This window comes from Pseudomonas sp. E102, assembly GCF_052660185.1.
The window spans coordinates 3,332,200-3,346,301 of sequence record NZ_CP084025.1; the positions used below are offsets into that span (position 1 = coordinate 3,332,200).

A 14,102-nucleotide genomic window follows, 5' to 3' on the forward strand; every position below is an offset into this window, starting at 1 on the left:
AAAACTCCATCAGGCTCATCACAAAGCCGCTAGTTTCCCGAGGGACTCCGGGGCTGTCATCCCTTTTTTCTCTGCGATGCTCATAGCCAGAATCAATAGCGGTACTGTCCCCCTTGGATGCGCATCGCCAATTGCCGGTCCACGGGCACATAGGTCGAGGTCTCGGGCAGCCAGGCGTAGATCGGCTCATCGCCTGTCTGGCACGGGTCGAAAGCCTCGGTCTTGAGACGGGTTTTGCGGTATTTGAAGGTGCCGGTGGTGTCCATCTTCACCTTGATGCGCAAGAACAGCGGTACCGCGTAGGCGGGCAGTTTGCACTGGAGAAACCGCAGCAGTTCATTGAAGTCCAGGGTCGCCAGGGATTCGGCCGGTGTGATCGCGGCCATGCCGGCGCGACCATTGGTGCCGTTGATCTCGACGCCATAGGCCACCGCCTCGGCAATCTGCGGATGTTGCAGCAACACGTTCTCGACTTCCGTGGTGGAGACGTTTTCGCCTTTCCAGCGGTAGGTGTCGCCGAGACGATCGACGAACTGCCCGTGGCCGAAACCGATGTTGCGCAGCAAATCACCGGTGTTGAAATAACGGTCGCCCGGGACGAAAACGTCCCGGTGGATGGTTTTCTCGGTCTTCGCCGGATCGGTATAGCCATCCAGCGGCGCCTTTTCGTCGATGCGCGCCAATAGCAGGCCCGGTTCGCCCTTGGGGACTTTTTGCATGCGGCCTTGCAGGTTGCGCAAGGGCGCGCCGCTGTCGTGATCGTATTGCACGAGCTCCCAGGCCATCAGTGAAAACCCGACCGTATTGTCGAAGTTCAGGATGTTGGTAAACCCGATGTTGCCGTCGCTGGCCGCGTAAAGCTCACAGATGTGGTCAACGCCGAAACGTGTCTTGAACGCCGCCCAGGCGCCAGGGCGCAGGCCATTGCCGATCATTTTCGTCACGCGGTGCTGCCGGTCCGTGATGCTGGCAGGCTGATCGACCAGGTAACGGCACAGCTCACCGACGTAACCCAGGGTCGTCGCTCGATACTTTCTCACGTCGCTCCAGAACTGGCTGGCGCTGAACTTGCGGCGGATCGCAAATCCCGAGGCACCGCAGATCGCCGCGCCCCAGCACACACATAACCCGGTGGCGTGATACAGCGGCAGCGTGCAATAGACGATGTCGTCGGGCTGCATGTCCAAGGCGATCAGGCCGAAACTGGTGGACGTGCGCATCCAGCGGCCGTGGCGGAACACCCCCGCCTTCGGTAGCCCCGTGGTGCCGGAGGTGTAGAGATAGAAACAGGGATCGTTGAAAAACACCTGCTGGCTGCTGGCCGGGTTGGCGCCGGGGAATTGCTGGCTTGTGCCCATCAGGTCGACAAATCCGGACGGCGCCGAGGAGGCATCCTGGTCCGCCACCCACCAGGTTCGAGCATCCGGTAGCGCGGTTCGACCGCGCACATCGTTGAACACCGCGACCCGCTCATCCCCGACCACCACCGCAACAGGCGCGACCAATGCGAGGCTGTGGACCAGTGCATCCCCCGTTTGCGAGGTGTTGATCATCGCGCTGACCGCGCCGACTTTGGCCACTGCCAGCACCGTGACCAGCAATTGTGGACGGTTCTCGATGAGAATCGCTACGCAGTCGCCCTTCGCGACACCTCGCGCCAACAAGCAATGGGCGATGCGATTGGCCTGCTCGTTGACCTGTGCATAACTCAGCACCGTATCGCCACACAGTAGCGCCGGGCCTCGGGGGTTGCGTAGCGTGGCTTGTTCGAAGCACCAACCCAGGCCGCAGGGCTGCGCGGGGTCCTGGACGTTGGCGAGTTTCATGCCTTTGACAATGCGGGGAACAGCTCTGGCGATGGCGGGCAACTTGCGCAACATCATGCCCCAGGTAATAGCGTCGCTGGGTGTACGACTCATGGGTGATCCTTCCCCGGCCGACCTTATGGGTCGCGGTTCTTGTGTGGGGTTATGCGAAATCTGGATCGAAAGTACGCCAGCGATTCCAAGGCTGTACACGCGGTTTTTGCAATGTTTTGTATCCGCTGCATGGAACAGGCGAAGCGTGAGCGCGGGGACACGGTTTGGTTCCAAAAATAATTGTCAGACCACGCAAAATGCAGGATGCACGATGGCCGTTCATGCAAGTTGCACGAAAGCAAAAATATAGGTATTTATTAAGCTATTGTTTTAAAAGGATTTTTTAACAAATCAAATACTGGCACAGACACTGCAACTACCCCTCCACGGTTTGCCATACCATGGAGCAATGAACGATGAACATGATTCAAGAGAAGTTTGCATCGCTGTTTTCCAACTACGAAGTCACTACCCAGGCACGCCCGGATGGCGGGATCCTGCTGACCTTGCGCAACAGCGACGGCAAACTGTTCAAACGCACGATTTCCTATGCGCAATTGCACGCCGGGGACCAGTTGTCCTGGGCCATCAGTGCCATTCGCCGCGATCTGGCTGAACAAGCCAGCGAATTGCCGCCTGTGGCGATGCTGCAAAGCCAGCATCGCTTCGCGCTACCGACCTATCACAGCGCCTGACACGCTGTGCCGGGATCAGGCCTGGAGCTTATGGCTCCATGGCCTGATTTTTTTTGTCCGCCGTTCAAGCGCCGAACCGGGACGGATCGATTCGAGCAAAACTTTCAACGGTTTCGTGCCCGGACAGGTCGCCCCCGTCACGCGCCAGGCCACACGTGGCCATCCCGGCGCCACGGGCCGCGTCCAGTTCCTGGACGATATCCGACAGAAACAGGATTTCCCCCGGCGCGACACCCACCGCCTCGCTGATCCGCTGGTAGGACTGCACGTCCCGCTTGGGCCCCGAGGTCGTGTCGAAATAACCGCTGAACAGCGACGACAAGTCACCGGCTTCGGAGCAACCGAAAATCAACTTTTGCGCCTGGATCGAGCCCGAGGAATACACAAACAACCGGTAGCCTTGCTGATGCCAATGTTTCAGCGCATCCACCGCATCCGGATAAACGTGACCTTTCAATTGCCCGGCCTCGTAGCCCTGCTCCCAGACCATGCCTTGCAACGCCTTGAGCGGCGTAGCCTTGCGGTCCTCGGCGATCCAGCCCAAGAGGATCGCGATAACCCGTTCGATATCAGCGTCCGGCTCGCCACTGTCCCGACGCACAGCGTCCAACTGTTGAGCAACGTCGGCGCGCCCGGCGTTGTGGCGGATAAAGTCCGGCAGGTGCTCGGCGGCATAGGGAAACAGCACGTCGAAGACAAAACTCACCGCGCTGGTGGTGCCCTCGATATCGGTGAGGATGGCTTTGATCGTCACGACGTCAGTCCTCCAGGCGCGGGAAGCGGCTGGCGATGTCATCGCCGGTGAATTTCGCGACCCAGCCTTCCGGGTTGTTGAACAGGCGAATGGCGACAAAATGCGGGTGCTCGCCCATGTCGAACCAGTGCGGGGTACCGGCGGGCACCGAGATCAGGTCGTTCTTCTCGCACAGGACCGCGTAGACGTAATCGTCGATGTGCAAGGTAAACAGGCCACGACCGGCGACGAAAAATCGCACCTCGTCCTCGCCATGCCGGTGTTCATCAAGAAACTTGGCCCTCAGTTCGGCTTTCTGCGGATGGTCGCTGTTGAGGCTGATGACGTCGACCGTGACGTAGCCGCGCTCGGTCATCAATTGGTCGATCTGGGACTTGTAGGCGGCGATCACTTCTTCCGGGCTGGCGCCGGGCTGGATTTTCGTCGCGGCTTCCCAACGATCGAACCGCACGCCCTTTTCGGCCAGGGTCGAGGCGATGTCCTCGAAGTGGGTCAGTACCTTGTTCGGGATCTCGGCACTTGAGACGTGGTAGACGGACAGGCTGCTCATGGCAATGGCTCCAGCAATTATCGGTTCAGGAGTGCGCGGGTCTTGAGTTCGCACTCGAACAGGAATTCGAACGCTTCGATCTGGCGCAGCGCATCGTTCATGCCCGCCCCCCAGGTGTACAGGCCGTGGCCACGGATCAGGTAGCCGGCGCAATCGGGATGCGCGTCCAGCCAGGGTTGGACCTTGGCGGCCAGGCGCGCGATGTCCTGGTCGTTGTCGAAAATCGGCACGCGGACCCGGGACTCATGGGTCGTGACGCCGCTGAAGGCTTTTTGCAATTCATAGTCTTCAAAGTCAATGAACGCTTCGCCGGTCAGGCGCGACAGCACCGTGGCGTTTACCGAGTGGGTGTGCAGCACCGCGCCGATCTGTGGGCGCCAGCGATACAGCTGGGTGTGCAGCAAGGTTTCAGCCGACGGTTTCTTGCCCGGCTCCAGGCTGTTGCCATCCAGGTCGGTGGCGAGCACATCGTCGATGCCCAACTGCCCTTTGTGCTTGCCCGACACGGTGAGCAAGGCTTGGTCGGGCGCTAAACGGGTCGAATAATTGCTGCTGGTGGCCGGGGACCAACCGCGACCGTACAAAAAACGCCCGGCGTCGATGATCTGCTGGGCGAGCTGTTCACGGGTAAGGCTCATGGCCTGTCCTCTTGCATGCGTGTGGCAATGATAACGGCTGCAGCGAAGGCTGCGAGGCTGGCGATGTTGAATGTCCAACCGGCGCCCATGGCATTCCAGCTATAGCCGGAGTACAACGCCCCCAGCGCTCCACCGGTGCCGGCCAGCGCGGCGTACAGCGCCTGGCCCTGACCTTGTTGGCGCGGGCCGAAACTACGTTGCACGAAATGGATGGCAGCGGCGTGAAAGCTGCCGAACGTCGCGGCGTGGAGCACCTGGGCAAACAATAATACCCAGAGGAATTCGGCCAGCGAGCCGAGCAGCAACCAGCGCAGCGCCGCCAACAGGAAACTGACCATCAGCACCCGACGCACGGAATACCGCGCCAGGATCCGGCTCATGAACAGGAACACCAACACTTCGGCCACGACGCCGACGGCCCAGAGCACGCCGATCAATCCACGGCTGTAGCCCAGGCGCTCCAGGTGCAGCGTCAGGAAGGTGTAATACGGCCCGTGGCTCATTTGCATCAGGCCGACGCAGGCATAAAACGCCAGCACCCCCGGGTTGCGCAACTGCCGCAGGAATCCGTCCCCGGCCACCCGCGGCCCCTGCACCGGCTGAGCGTTGGGCACCCAGAAGCTGCTCAGCACGATGCCACCCATGATCAAGGCCAGGGCCACCGGATAAATGTCCAGGCTCAGCCATTGGAACAGGCGGCCGAGCACAACGACCGTGATGATGAACCCGATGGAGCCCCACAGGCGGATCTGGCTGTAGCGCGAGGCTTGTCCGCTCAAGTGAGCCAGGGTGATGACTTCGAACTGCGGCAGCACCGCGTGCCAGAAGAATGCATGCAGCGCCATGACCATCGCCAGCCAGGCATAGCTTTTGTCGATGAAGATCAGGGAGAAGCTCAGCAGCGTGCAGATCGCGCCGAACCGCACGATCGCCAGGCGCCGGCCCGTGTAGTCCCCCAGCCAACCCCAGAGATTCGGCGCCACGCAGCGCATCAGCATGGGGATCGCCACCAGCTCGCCGATGCGTGCCGCGTTGAACCCCAGGTGATCGAAGTACAGCGCCAGGAACGGCGCGGTCGAACCGAGCAACGCGAAATAGAACAGGTAGAAACTGGAAAGCCGCCAGTACGGCAACGCCGCCATGGTCGTCAGGCCACGGCGGTCGGCAGGCCAGCCATCAAAGCTGACCCAGCACCGGGGTGCCGACGTGAACGTCGGCATTCTGGCCGCGATGGCGCAACAGATGATCCATCAGCACGATGGCCATCATCGCTTCGGCGATCGGCGTGGCGCGGATGCCCACGCACGGATCATGGCGGCCCTTGGTGATGACGTCCACCGGGTTGCCATGGATATCGATGGAGCGCCCCGGCGTGGTGATGCTGGACGTCGGCTTCAAGGCCAGGTGCGCGACGATCGGCTGGCCCGACGAGATGCCGCCGAGAATCCCACCGGCGTTATTGCTCAGGAAACCTTGTGGCGTCAGTTCGTCACGATGTTCGGTGCCGCGCTGGGCGACGCAGGCGAAACCGGCGCCGATTTCCACGCCCTTCACCGCGTTGATGCTCATCAGCGCGTGGGCCAGCTCGGCGTCGAGACGGTCAAAGATCGGCTCGCCAAGGCCAGGCATCACGCCTTCGGCGACCACGGTGATCTTCGCGCCAACCGAATCCTGGTCCCGGCGCAGCTGGTCCATGTAGGCCTCCAACTCCGGCACCTTGTCCGGGTCGGGGCTGAAGAAGGCATTCTGTTCGACCGAGTCCCAGGTCTTGAACGGAATTTCGATCGGGCCCAGTTGGCTCATGTAGCCGCGGATGACGATGCCCTGGCTGGCCAGGTATTTCTTGGCGATCGCCCCGGCCGCCACGCGCATCGCGGTTTCCCGGGCCGAGCTGCGCCCGCCGCCGCGGTAGTCGCGCTCGCCGTACTTATGATGGTAGGTGTAGTCGGCGTGAGCCGGGCGGAACAGATCCTTGATGGCCGAGTAGTCCTTGGACTTCTGGTCGGTGTTACGGATCAGCAGGCCAATGGCACAGCCGGTGGTGCGCCCCTCGAAGACGCCGGAAAGGATTTCGACCTCATCGGCTTCCTGGCGCTGGGTGGTGTGGCGGCTGGTGCCGGGCTTGCGGCGGTCCAGGTCACGCTGAAGGTCGTCCAGGGAAATCTCCAGGCCCGGCGGGCAGCCGTCGACAATGGCGACCAACGCCGGGCCATGGCTTTCGCCCGCGGTGGTGACGGTGAACAGCTTGCCGTAGGTATTGCCGGACATGCAGGGTGCTCCGAGAAATCGCTGAGAAATCGAGATGGGCGCCAGTATACGCAGGCTCCCCGAGTAGTTCATCCTCGAACCTTATCAGTGCCCGCCAGTCCAACCGGCACCTTCGCAACTCATGGCGTCATGATGTTAAAACTGTTTGTGTTGAGCCTTACCCTCTTCACGGGCCTGGTCTGCGGCGTCGCCCAGGCCACCGTCCTGCAACGTCCCATCAGCCTCGACACCGGCAACGGTGAACTTTTCGGCTCCCTGCTGCTGCCAAAGTCCGACACGCCGGTGCCCGTCGTCCTGATCATTTCTGGCTCAGGCCCTACGGATCGTGACGGAAACAACCCCGAAGGCGGGCGCAATGACAGCCTCAAGCGCCTGGCCTGGGTGTTGGCCCGGCAGAACATCGCCAGCGTGCGCTACGACAAGCGCGGGGTGGCCGCCAGCCTCGCCGCCACACCGGACGAACGCAACCTGAGCGTCGAAGCCTACGTAGCCGACGCCGTGGCCTGGAGCCACAAGCTGGCCGCCGATCCTCGCCTGGGCCCACTGATCCTGCTGGGCCACAGCGAAGGGGCGCTGATCGCCAGCCTCGCCGCGCCCCAGGCCAACGCGGCGGCGGTCATCTCGGTGGCCGGCAGCGCGCGCCCCATCGACGAGGTCTTGCGCCAGCAACTCAGCGCCCGCCTGCCACCGCCGCTGATGCTGCGCAGCAACGAGTTGCTCGACAGCCTCAAGGCCGGCCGTCCCGACCCGAATGTTCCTGCGCAACTGCAGGTCATCTTTCGCCCCAGCGTGCAGCCTTACTTGATCTCGCTGTTCCGCCAGGATCCGGCCCAGGCCTTCGCAGCCCTGAAAATGCCGGCGCTGATCATCCAGGGCAGCCACGATATCCAAGTCAGCGTCGACGATGCCCGGCAATTGAAAGTGGCCAAGCCCGACGCCGAACTGGCGCTGATCAAGGGCATGAACCATGTGATGCGCATCGTGCCCAACGACGTCAAGCGGCAACTGGCCTCCTACAAGGATCCGAACCTGCCCCTGGCGGCGGAGCTCAGTGCCCACATCCTGAGTTTTATTGGCACGTTGGCCGCCCGTTAAGCGCGTTTGGTGGCCTATAGCCCTCTAGTCTTGGCAAATCCGGCCGATAAACCGGTGTCGGACAGCGCAATGGCTGCCGACAAGCCGGCCTGGACAGGATTTTTGCCGTTATGACTGAGACTCAGACTTCTCCCGACATCGCCGCCGAAGCGGCCGCGCCAGCAGGCCCATCGGCGCCCGAGCTGCCTTGGACGGACGTTGAGGCCGAACATCACAAGATGCTTCGGCTGGCCCCGCTCAAGACCGATCGCGCCACCGGTGCGCGGCCGCTGCGGTTTGTCGAGTTCAGCTATGCCGAGCGCCATAGCAAGGAACGCAGCTTGCTGCGCATGAGCATTCAGTTGCCCGGCCAGCGAGTGCGCAAGGAACAGAATCACCTCGACGTGTGGGCCGACCACGTCGAGAAACGCCTGTTCTTCTCGCCCGACAGCTTGCAAGTCGAGCCCTTGAACCGGGGCATTGGCCGCTTCCTCGCCGCCCAGGGCATCACTTGGGCCAAGAAGCGTTGGTCGACCTATCGGGTTGACGGCACTGACCTGAACAATAAGGACGCGCTGAACGAAGACACCCGCTTGCGTCGTGATCACTTCCTCAAAGCCCACGGCTTCGAAGTGGTCTACGCCGATGCCCAACACCTCAAGGGCAGCGTCAAGCAAGCCCAGGTTGGCGAGCTGCTGGGCGACTGGAACACCGAGAAGCTGCAGTTCGTCGAGATTCTCGAAGCCGCGCAGATGTTGCAACAGGCCGAGCAGAATCTGGCGGAGCAGGAAGTCAAGCTGCAGAAGCAGGAAGAGAAGGTCAATAAGTTCAAGCGTGAAGACACGGGCCTGCGCTTCACCATCACCTGCCTGGTGGCGTTTGCGATGTTCCAGGCCGGATTGCTGATCTGGATTGCTACGCGGCATTGATGGCTGCTCAGAAGTGTCTGACGCAACTCCCGTGGCGAGGGGATTTATCCCCTCGCCACGAACGCGGTCGCCAACACAGCCAGCGTCAAACCCGCGAAGCGAACAACGCCTGGTGCTCACGGCACTGCTCGGCGCTGAGCATGAACACGCCGTGCCCACCGCGCTCGAACTCCAGCCAGGCGAAGTCGACTTCTGGATAAAGCGCCTCGACATGAACCTGGCTGTTGCCCACTTCGACGATCAACAATCCTTTGTCCGTCAGATGATCGGCCGCCTCGGCGAGCATCCGGCGTACCAGGTTCAAACCGTCGTCGCCACAGGCCAGGCCCAGCTCAGGCTCGTGCTGGTATTCCTGGGGCATGTCGGCGAAATCTTCCGCGTCGACGTAGGGCGGGTTCGACACGATCAGGTCGAAACGTTGCCCAGGAAGCCCATCGAAACCATCGCCCTGGACGGTAAACACCCGTTCGTCCACACCGTGGCGCTCGATGTTCTGGTTGGCGACTTCCAGCGCTTCGAACGACAGGTCGGCCAACACCACCTCGGCCTCGGGGAACTCGTAGGCGCAGGCAATCCCGATGCAACCGGAGCCGGTACACAAGTCGAGGATTCGCGCGGGCTCCTGGCCCAGCCAAGGCTCGAAGCGTTTTTCGATCAACTCGCCAATGGGCGAACGCGGAATCAGCACGCGTTCGTCGACGATGAACGACATGCCGCAGAACCAGGCCTCGCCCAACAGGTAAGCGGCCGGAATGCGCTCAGCGATACGTCGGCGCAGCAGACGCTGCACATGCACCAACTCCTCGTCTTCTAGACGGCAGTCCAGGTAGCTGTCGGCAATTTCCCAGGGCAGGTGCAACGCGCCCAGGACTAGCTGGCGCGCTTCGTCCCAGGCGTTGTCGGTGCCATGGCCAAAGAACAGATCCTCCCCATGGAAACGGCTGACGGCCCAACGGATATGGTCGCGCAGGGTACGAAGGCGGGAAGTGATCACGGCGGCAAACTCCAGGAAAATCGACGGGCGAGTCTACCAGCCAAACGCATGCCTACCCAAACGCGCTCCAAGGACGACAGTAAATATCGCTGCAATCGTAGGATCCTTCCGTTTTCCGTCAACCCTATTGAACAAGATGCCAGTCTTGACAAGGCTGTAGGCCAGCAACGACGGTGCTTGTGATGGAAGCGATTCACAGAACCGCTCCGCCAGAGGACAATGTCGCAAAAGCCCCACTCGAAGGAGCCCCAGAATGTCCGTTCCAAAAACGATGTTTCAACTCAGCGGCCGCGGTTACGCAGCGGCCAATCTGAGTCAAGCGACCCTGATCATCATCGATGCCCAGAAAGAATACCTCGCCGGCCCCCTCGCCCTGAGCGGCATGGATGCGGCGGTCGCGAACATCAAGCAATTGCTCGGCGCTGCCCGCGCCGCCGGCCGGCCGATCGTACATGTGCGCCACCTGGGCACCCATGGCGGGCTGTTCGATCCACAGGGCGAGCGCGGCGAATTCATTCCGGGCCTTGAACCCCAGGGCGACGAAACCGTGATCGAAAAACTGCTGCCGAGCGCTTTCCACGGCACTGACCTGAAGAAGCGCCTGGAAGACCTCGGTCCCCTGGACCTGATCGTCTGTGGTTTCATGAGCCACTCCAGCGTCAGCACCACGGTGCGGGCAGCCAAGAACCTGGGTTTTCGTTGCACCCTGGTCGAGGACGCCTGCGCCACTCGTGATCTGCCGCACAAGGGCGGCGTACTCAGCGCCGACCACGTGCACCAGACCGAAATGGCGATCATGGCAGACAACTTCGCCACACTGGCCTTGACCCACGATTTCACCTGATAGCGCTCGATGAGCGGCCTGCTGCGCCGCTCATCCGCAAAAGCCTCTCATTTGCTTCAATTACTGGAGTATCAGGAACAACCCGAACATCTTCCGGTCGAAGGGCCGATACCCATTGAGGAAGGTCGGAATGAAGATATCCGATGGTTTTGACGCACGTCGCTTGCGGCCCAAGGGCCCGAGCAACTGGCGATTTCGTATCGGCGCGGGGATCGCGGCCCTGCTGGCGACGCTCGGCGTGCTACTGGCGATGGCCGGCGCCGCAAGCCTACTCGGCCGCCCGCCCGCACTGGGCGAGCTGAACGCCACACCGCTGGGTTCGGCGGTCATCCTGGCAATCGGACTGCTGGTACTGCTGTTGGGCATCTGGCTCTGGCGGCGCTGCCGCCGTCGCGCCCGCCAATCCCTGGAGCTGGCCATGGCTCCGCATCTGATGAAAAAACACGACTGATCCGCCATCCGACGTTTTGTCGCGCCCTAATCCCCGGGAGTTGGGTAAACTGGCCGGCCTTCGCGGAGGCTGACATGCAAGACGACGACTTTTCCCTGTTCAAAAGTGCGATCCAGGGCGTAAAACCAATCAAACACGATCGCGCCGAAACGGGCAAACCCAAGGCCGATCGCGCACAAATCGCCAAGCTGCGCCAGGCCGCAACCGTGCGCACCGACGCGACAACCGTGGATGGCTTGTCCGATCAGTTCGTCATCGACGTCGGCCCCGAAGATGAATTGATGTGGGCGCGCGACGGCGTTCAGGAAAGCCAGATGCGCAAGCTGAAGGTAGGCCAGATCCCCTTCGAAGGCAGCCTCGACCTGCACGGCATGACCGTCGAAAAAGCCCGGGAGACCCTCTGGGCCTTCCTGGCCGAAGCCACCAGATTCGAAATCCGCTGCGTACGCGTCACCCACGGCAAAGCCGTGCGGCTGGACGGCAAGCGCCCCATGATCAAGAGCCACGTCAACACCTGGCTGCGCCAGCACCCGCAAGTGCTCGGCTTCACCTCCTGCCAGGCGAAGCACGGCGGCGCCGGTGCGGTCTACGTGATGCTCAAGCGCACCATGATGGAAGGCCGCGACGAGTAACCGCTCGATTGCCGAGCTTGCAGCGCCGTGCCCGCCACCGTACCCTTGCCCTTTGCGTAAAATCCCACAGGTAGTTTCATGTCTCTGGAACAGAATTACACCGCGATTCTCGGCCAATTGGGCGAGGACGTTTCCCGCGAGGGCCTGCTCGACACGCCCAAGCGCGCTGCCAAGGCCATGCAGTACCTTTGCCGCGGTTATGAACAGACCCTGGAAGAAGTCACCAACGGTGCCTTGTTCAGCTCCGACAACAGCGAGATGGTGCTGGTCAAGGACATCGAGTTGTACTCGCTGTGCGAACACCATTTGCTTCCGTTTATCGGCAAGGCCCATGTGGCCTACATCCCGAGCGGCAAGGTATTGGGCCTGTCGAAGGTCGCGCGCATCGTCGATATGTACGCCCGTCGCCTGCAGATCCAGGAAAACCTCAGTCGCCAGATCGCCGATGCGGTCCAGCAGGTGACCGGTGCCCTGGGCGTGGCGGTGGTGATCGAGGCCAAGCACATGTGCATGATGATGCGCGGTGTGGAAAAGCAGAACTCGTCGATGATCACTTCAGTGATGCTGGGCGAATTCCGCGAAAATGCGGCGACCCGCATGGAATTCCTAAGCCTGATCAAATAAAAACGTCGCTCGAAGAAAACCGGCATTGATCGCCGGTTTTTTTTCGCCTGCGAAAAATCAGGTAAGCTGCGCGCCCTCTTCTTCCCTGCCGTGAGGCTATAACGTGATCGTCAAAGCGCTTCGAGTTGGCCTGGGCCAGCTCATCATCCTTATCGATTTCATCACCCGCCCCGGCAAGAAACAGCGCCCGGCCGACGCCCAGGCGCAAGTCGACCAGGCCGCTCGCAGCCTGACCCTGTATCAATTTCATGCCTGCCCCTTCTGCGTGAAGACTCGCCGGACCCTGCGTCGCCTGAACGTACCGGTGGCCTTGCGCGATGCCAAGAACAACGAGCAGGATCGCCAGACGCTGCTGGAACAGGGCGGCAGGATCAAGGTGCCGTGCCTGCGCATTGAAGAAAATGGCGAGACCACCTGGATGTATGAATCCAAGGTGATCATTGATTATCTGGATAAGCGGTTTTCGGCGGTCTGATTGTTTTGTGGTGAGCTTCAAGGCCTCATCGCGAGCAAGCTCGCTCCCACAGGAGGCTGGTGCTGATTACAAATCTGCAATCATGCACGGTCCCCTGTGGGAACGAGCTTGCTCGCGATGGGGTCGGCCCATCCACTGGATATCTCAGGCTGCCCTGGCCGCCAACGCCCCCCGTACCACCCCCGCCAACCGCTTCAACCCTTCATCCAGTCGCGCCGGATCGATGTGGCTGAAGTTCAAGCGCAAGTGGCCAGGATGCTTGTCTGGCTCAGGGAAAAACGGTTCCCCTGGCATGAACGCCACGTCAGCCGCCAGCGCTGCGGCGAGCAAGGTGCGGGTGTCCAGCGGTTGCTTGAGCGTCAGCCAGAAAAATAGCCCACCCTGGGGCGTGTTCCAATCGGCGATGTCGGCAAAATGCCTTTGCAATGCAGCCTCGAAGCGGTCGCGCCGATCCCGATAGAAATCTCTCAACTCCTGCATATGGCGGCGATATTGCTCGGTGCCAATCCACTGCAGCGCCTGCCATTGGCCGATGCGATTGGTGTGCAGGTCCGCCGACTGCTTGAGCCGCAGCAGGTGCGGGAACAGGTCCGGACTGGCGATCAGGTAACCCACGCGCAGCCCCGGCAGCAGGGTTTTCGACACGGTGCCGGTGTAGATCCAACTGGCCGTTTTCAAGCGACTGGCGATTGGCGTGGCGCTGCCACCGTCGAAGGTCAGTTCGCGATAGGGTTCGTCTTCGACCAGGGTCACGCCGAATTCATCCAGCAGCGCCGCCACGGCATCGCGCTTGGCCTCGCTGTAGCGTACCGCCGATGGATTCTGGAACGTCGGGATCAGGTAGATGAACGCCGGGCGATGCCGCTCCAGGCGCGCCCGCAGTTGCTCCAGGTCCGGGCCGTCCGCCTCAAGGGGGACGGTGATGCAGTCGGCGCCGAACAGTTGGAAGATCTGCAAGGCCGCCAGGTAGGTAGGTGCCTCGAGCATCACCTCGGTGCCGACGTCGATGTACAACTTCGCCGTCAGGTCGAGGGTTTGCTGGGAACCGCTGACCACCAAAACCTGGCTCGCCTCACAAGCCAGCCCTAACGACCGCGCCTGCGCCGCCAACGCTTCGCGCAGGGCCGGCTCACCTTCGCTCATGCCGTATTGCCCCATGGACAACGGCATCGCCGCCCACTCCACTTTTGGCAACATGGCTTCGGCCGGCAGGCCACCGGCGAACGACATCACTTCCGGGCGCTGCGCCGCGGCGAGGATTTCGCGGATAAGAGAACTTTTGAGGCGCGAGACACGTTCGGAAAAAGCCATGGGG

The 14,102-nt window shown here is 61.6% G+C and carries 16 protein-coding genes; 8 read left to right on the forward strand and 8 right to left on the reverse strand.

The annotated features are described in order from the left end of the window. Nucleotides 1–92: 92 nt before the first annotated feature. On the reverse strand, nt 93–1,919 hold the full coding sequence (locus DOCECA_RS15170) for a long-chain-acyl-CoA synthetase (protein ID WP_445570754.1): 1,827 nt from the start codon (nt 1,917–1,919) through the stop codon (nt 93–95). Nucleotides 1,920–2,275: 356 nt separating this feature from the next. Here DOCECA_RS15170 and DOCECA_RS15175 point away from each other — a divergent pair, with 356 nt between their 5' ends. Next, nucleotides 2,276–2,554, forward strand: a complete 279-nt coding sequence (locus DOCECA_RS15175) for a DUF3509 domain-containing protein (protein WP_030142324.1) — start codon at nt 2,276–2,278, stop codon at nt 2,552–2,554. 64 nt (nt 2,555–2,618) lie between these two features. Here the strand turns inward: DOCECA_RS15175 and mtnC are convergent, their stop codons facing one another. The 5 genes from mtnC to aroC are packed head-to-tail and all read right to left on the reverse strand — an operon-like array spanning nt 2,619 to nt 6,764. Further along, on the reverse strand, nt 2,619–3,308 hold the full coding sequence (mtnC, locus tag DOCECA_RS15180; RefSeq protein ID WP_445570755.1) for an acireductone synthase: 690 nt from the start codon (nt 3,306–3,308) through the stop codon (nt 2,619–2,621). Between the two features lie 4 nt (nt 3,309–3,312). Continuing rightward, nucleotides 3,313–3,858 carry a 1,2-dihydroxy-3-keto-5-methylthiopentene dioxygenase gene (locus tag DOCECA_RS15185; protein WP_445570756.1) on the reverse strand — a complete coding sequence of 182 codons (546 nt, stop codon included), beginning with the start codon at nt 3,856–3,858 and terminating at the stop codon, nt 3,313–3,315. A gap of 17 nt (nt 3,859–3,875) precedes the next feature. Further along, on the reverse strand, nt 3,876–4,496 hold the full coding sequence (locus tag DOCECA_RS15190) for a methylthioribulose 1-phosphate dehydratase (RefSeq protein WP_434648619.1): 621 nt from the start codon (nt 4,494–4,496) through the stop codon (nt 3,876–3,878). Then, nucleotides 4,493–5,638, reverse strand: a complete 1,146-nt coding sequence (locus DOCECA_RS15195; protein ID WP_434564133.1) for an MFS transporter — start codon at nt 5,636–5,638, stop codon at nt 4,493–4,495. The genes DOCECA_RS15190 and DOCECA_RS15195 overlap by 4 nt, the downstream gene beginning before the upstream one ends. 34 nt (nt 5,639–5,672) lie before the next feature. Further along, nucleotides 5,673–6,764, reverse strand: a complete 1,092-nt coding sequence (aroC, locus tag DOCECA_RS15200) for a chorismate synthase (protein WP_434560105.1) — start codon at nt 6,762–6,764, stop codon at nt 5,673–5,675. 129 nt (nt 6,765–6,893) lie between these two features. Between aroC and DOCECA_RS15205 the strand changes: the two genes are divergently transcribed. Together DOCECA_RS15205 and DOCECA_RS15210 are read left to right on the forward strand one after the other, a co-directional pair. Then, a complete protein-coding gene (locus DOCECA_RS15205; RefSeq protein WP_434607203.1) occupies nt 6,894–7,859 on the forward strand; it encodes an alpha/beta hydrolase in 966 nt (321 codons plus the stop codon). A 110-nt stretch (nt 7,860–7,969) separates the two neighbouring features. Then, on the forward strand, nt 7,970–8,767 hold the full coding sequence (locus DOCECA_RS15210) for a hypothetical protein (RefSeq protein ID WP_420766963.1): 798 nt from the start codon (nt 7,970–7,972) through the stop codon (nt 8,765–8,767). A gap of 85 nt (nt 8,768–8,852) precedes the next feature. On the opposite strand, the gene prmB is transcribed toward DOCECA_RS15210, so the two are convergent. Next, nucleotides 8,853–9,761 carry a 50S ribosomal protein L3 N(5)-glutamine methyltransferase gene (gene prmB, locus DOCECA_RS15215; protein WP_420766964.1) on the reverse strand — a complete coding sequence of 303 codons (909 nt, stop codon included), beginning with the start codon at nt 9,759–9,761 and terminating at the stop codon, nt 8,853–8,855. Nucleotides 9,762–10,014: 253 nt separating this feature from the next. Between prmB and DOCECA_RS15220 the strand changes: the two genes are divergently transcribed. The 5 genes from DOCECA_RS15220 to DOCECA_RS15240 all read left to right on the forward strand — a co-directional run bounded on the left by DOCECA_RS15220 (nt 10,015) and on the right by DOCECA_RS15240 (nt 12,787). Then, complete coding sequence (locus DOCECA_RS15220) at nt 10,015–10,605, forward strand: cysteine hydrolase family protein (protein WP_420766965.1); 591 nt, start codon at nt 10,015–10,017, stop codon at nt 10,603–10,605. Nucleotides 10,606–10,735: 130 nt separating this feature from the next. After that, nucleotides 10,736–11,056: a hypothetical protein gene (locus tag DOCECA_RS15225; RefSeq protein WP_420766966.1), complete on the forward strand. Its 321-nt coding sequence runs from the start codon at nt 10,736–10,738 to the stop codon at nt 11,054–11,056. Between the two features lie 74 nt (nt 11,057–11,130). Further along, complete coding sequence (locus tag DOCECA_RS15230) at nt 11,131–11,688, forward strand: Smr/MutS family protein (RefSeq protein WP_045156639.1); 558 nt, start codon at nt 11,131–11,133, stop codon at nt 11,686–11,688. Between the two features lie 78 nt (nt 11,689–11,766). Continuing rightward, nucleotides 11,767–12,312 (forward strand): GTP cyclohydrolase I FolE, encoded by a 546-nt coding sequence (gene folE / locus DOCECA_RS15235; RefSeq protein WP_030142335.1) that lies wholly within the window; start codon nt 11,767–11,769, stop codon nt 12,310–12,312. A gap of 103 nt (nt 12,313–12,415) precedes the next feature. Next, nucleotides 12,416–12,787: a glutathione S-transferase N-terminal domain-containing protein gene (locus tag DOCECA_RS15240; RefSeq protein ID WP_434560111.1), complete on the forward strand. Its 372-nt coding sequence runs from the start codon at nt 12,416–12,418 to the stop codon at nt 12,785–12,787. A gap of 144 nt (nt 12,788–12,931) precedes the next feature. Here the strand turns inward: DOCECA_RS15240 and DOCECA_RS15245 are convergent, their stop codons facing one another. Continuing rightward, the gene (locus DOCECA_RS15245; RefSeq protein ID WP_434607207.1) at nt 12,932–14,098 is read right to left on the reverse strand and encodes a PLP-dependent aminotransferase family protein; all 1,167 of its coding nucleotides are present in this window, start codon (nt 14,096–14,098) and stop codon (nt 12,932–12,934) included. Nucleotides 14,099–14,102: the final 4 nt, after the last annotated feature.

Excerpts from the sequence above, each read along its gene's own strand:
- DOCECA_RS15170 (WP_445570754.1), bottom strand. The coding sequence starts at position 1,919 with ATGAGTCGTACACCCAGCGACGCTATTACCTGGGGCATGATGTTGCGC.
- DOCECA_RS15175 (WP_030142324.1), top strand. The coding sequence starts at position 2,276 with ATGAACATGATTCAAGAGAAGTTTGCATCGCTGTTTTCCAACTACGAA.
- DOCECA_RS15185 (WP_445570756.1), bottom strand. The coding sequence starts at position 3,858 with ATGAGCAGCCTGTCCGTCTACCACGTCTCAAGTGCCGAGATCCCGAAC.
- DOCECA_RS15190 (WP_434648619.1), bottom strand. The coding sequence starts at position 4,496 with ATGAGCCTTACCCGTGAACAGCTCGCCCAGCAGATCATCGACGCCGGG.
- DOCECA_RS15195 (WP_434564133.1), bottom strand. The coding sequence starts at position 5,638 with ATGGCGGCGTTGCCGTACTGGCGGCTTTCCAGTTTCTACCTGTTCTAT.
- aroC (WP_434560105.1), bottom strand. The coding sequence starts at position 6,764 with ATGTCCGGCAATACCTACGGCAAGCTGTTCACCGTCACCACCGCGGGC.
- DOCECA_RS15205 (WP_434607203.1), top strand. The coding sequence starts at position 6,894 with ATGATGTTAAAACTGTTTGTGTTGAGCCTTACCCTCTTCACGGGCCTG.
- DOCECA_RS15210 (WP_420766963.1), top strand. The coding sequence starts at position 7,970 with ATGACTGAGACTCAGACTTCTCCCGACATCGCCGCCGAAGCGGCCGCG.
- DOCECA_RS15220 (WP_420766965.1), top strand. The coding sequence starts at position 10,015 with ATGTCCGTTCCAAAAACGATGTTTCAACTCAGCGGCCGCGGTTACGCA.
- DOCECA_RS15225 (WP_420766966.1), top strand. The coding sequence starts at position 10,736 with ATGAAGATATCCGATGGTTTTGACGCACGTCGCTTGCGGCCCAAGGGC.
- DOCECA_RS15230 (WP_045156639.1), top strand. The coding sequence starts at position 11,131 with ATGCAAGACGACGACTTTTCCCTGTTCAAAAGTGCGATCCAGGGCGTA.
- folE (WP_030142335.1), top strand. The coding sequence starts at position 11,767 with ATGTCTCTGGAACAGAATTACACCGCGATTCTCGGCCAATTGGGCGAG.
- DOCECA_RS15245 (WP_434607207.1), bottom strand. The coding sequence starts at position 14,098 with ATGGCTTTTTCCGAACGTGTCTCGCGCCTCAAAAGTTCTCTTATCCGC.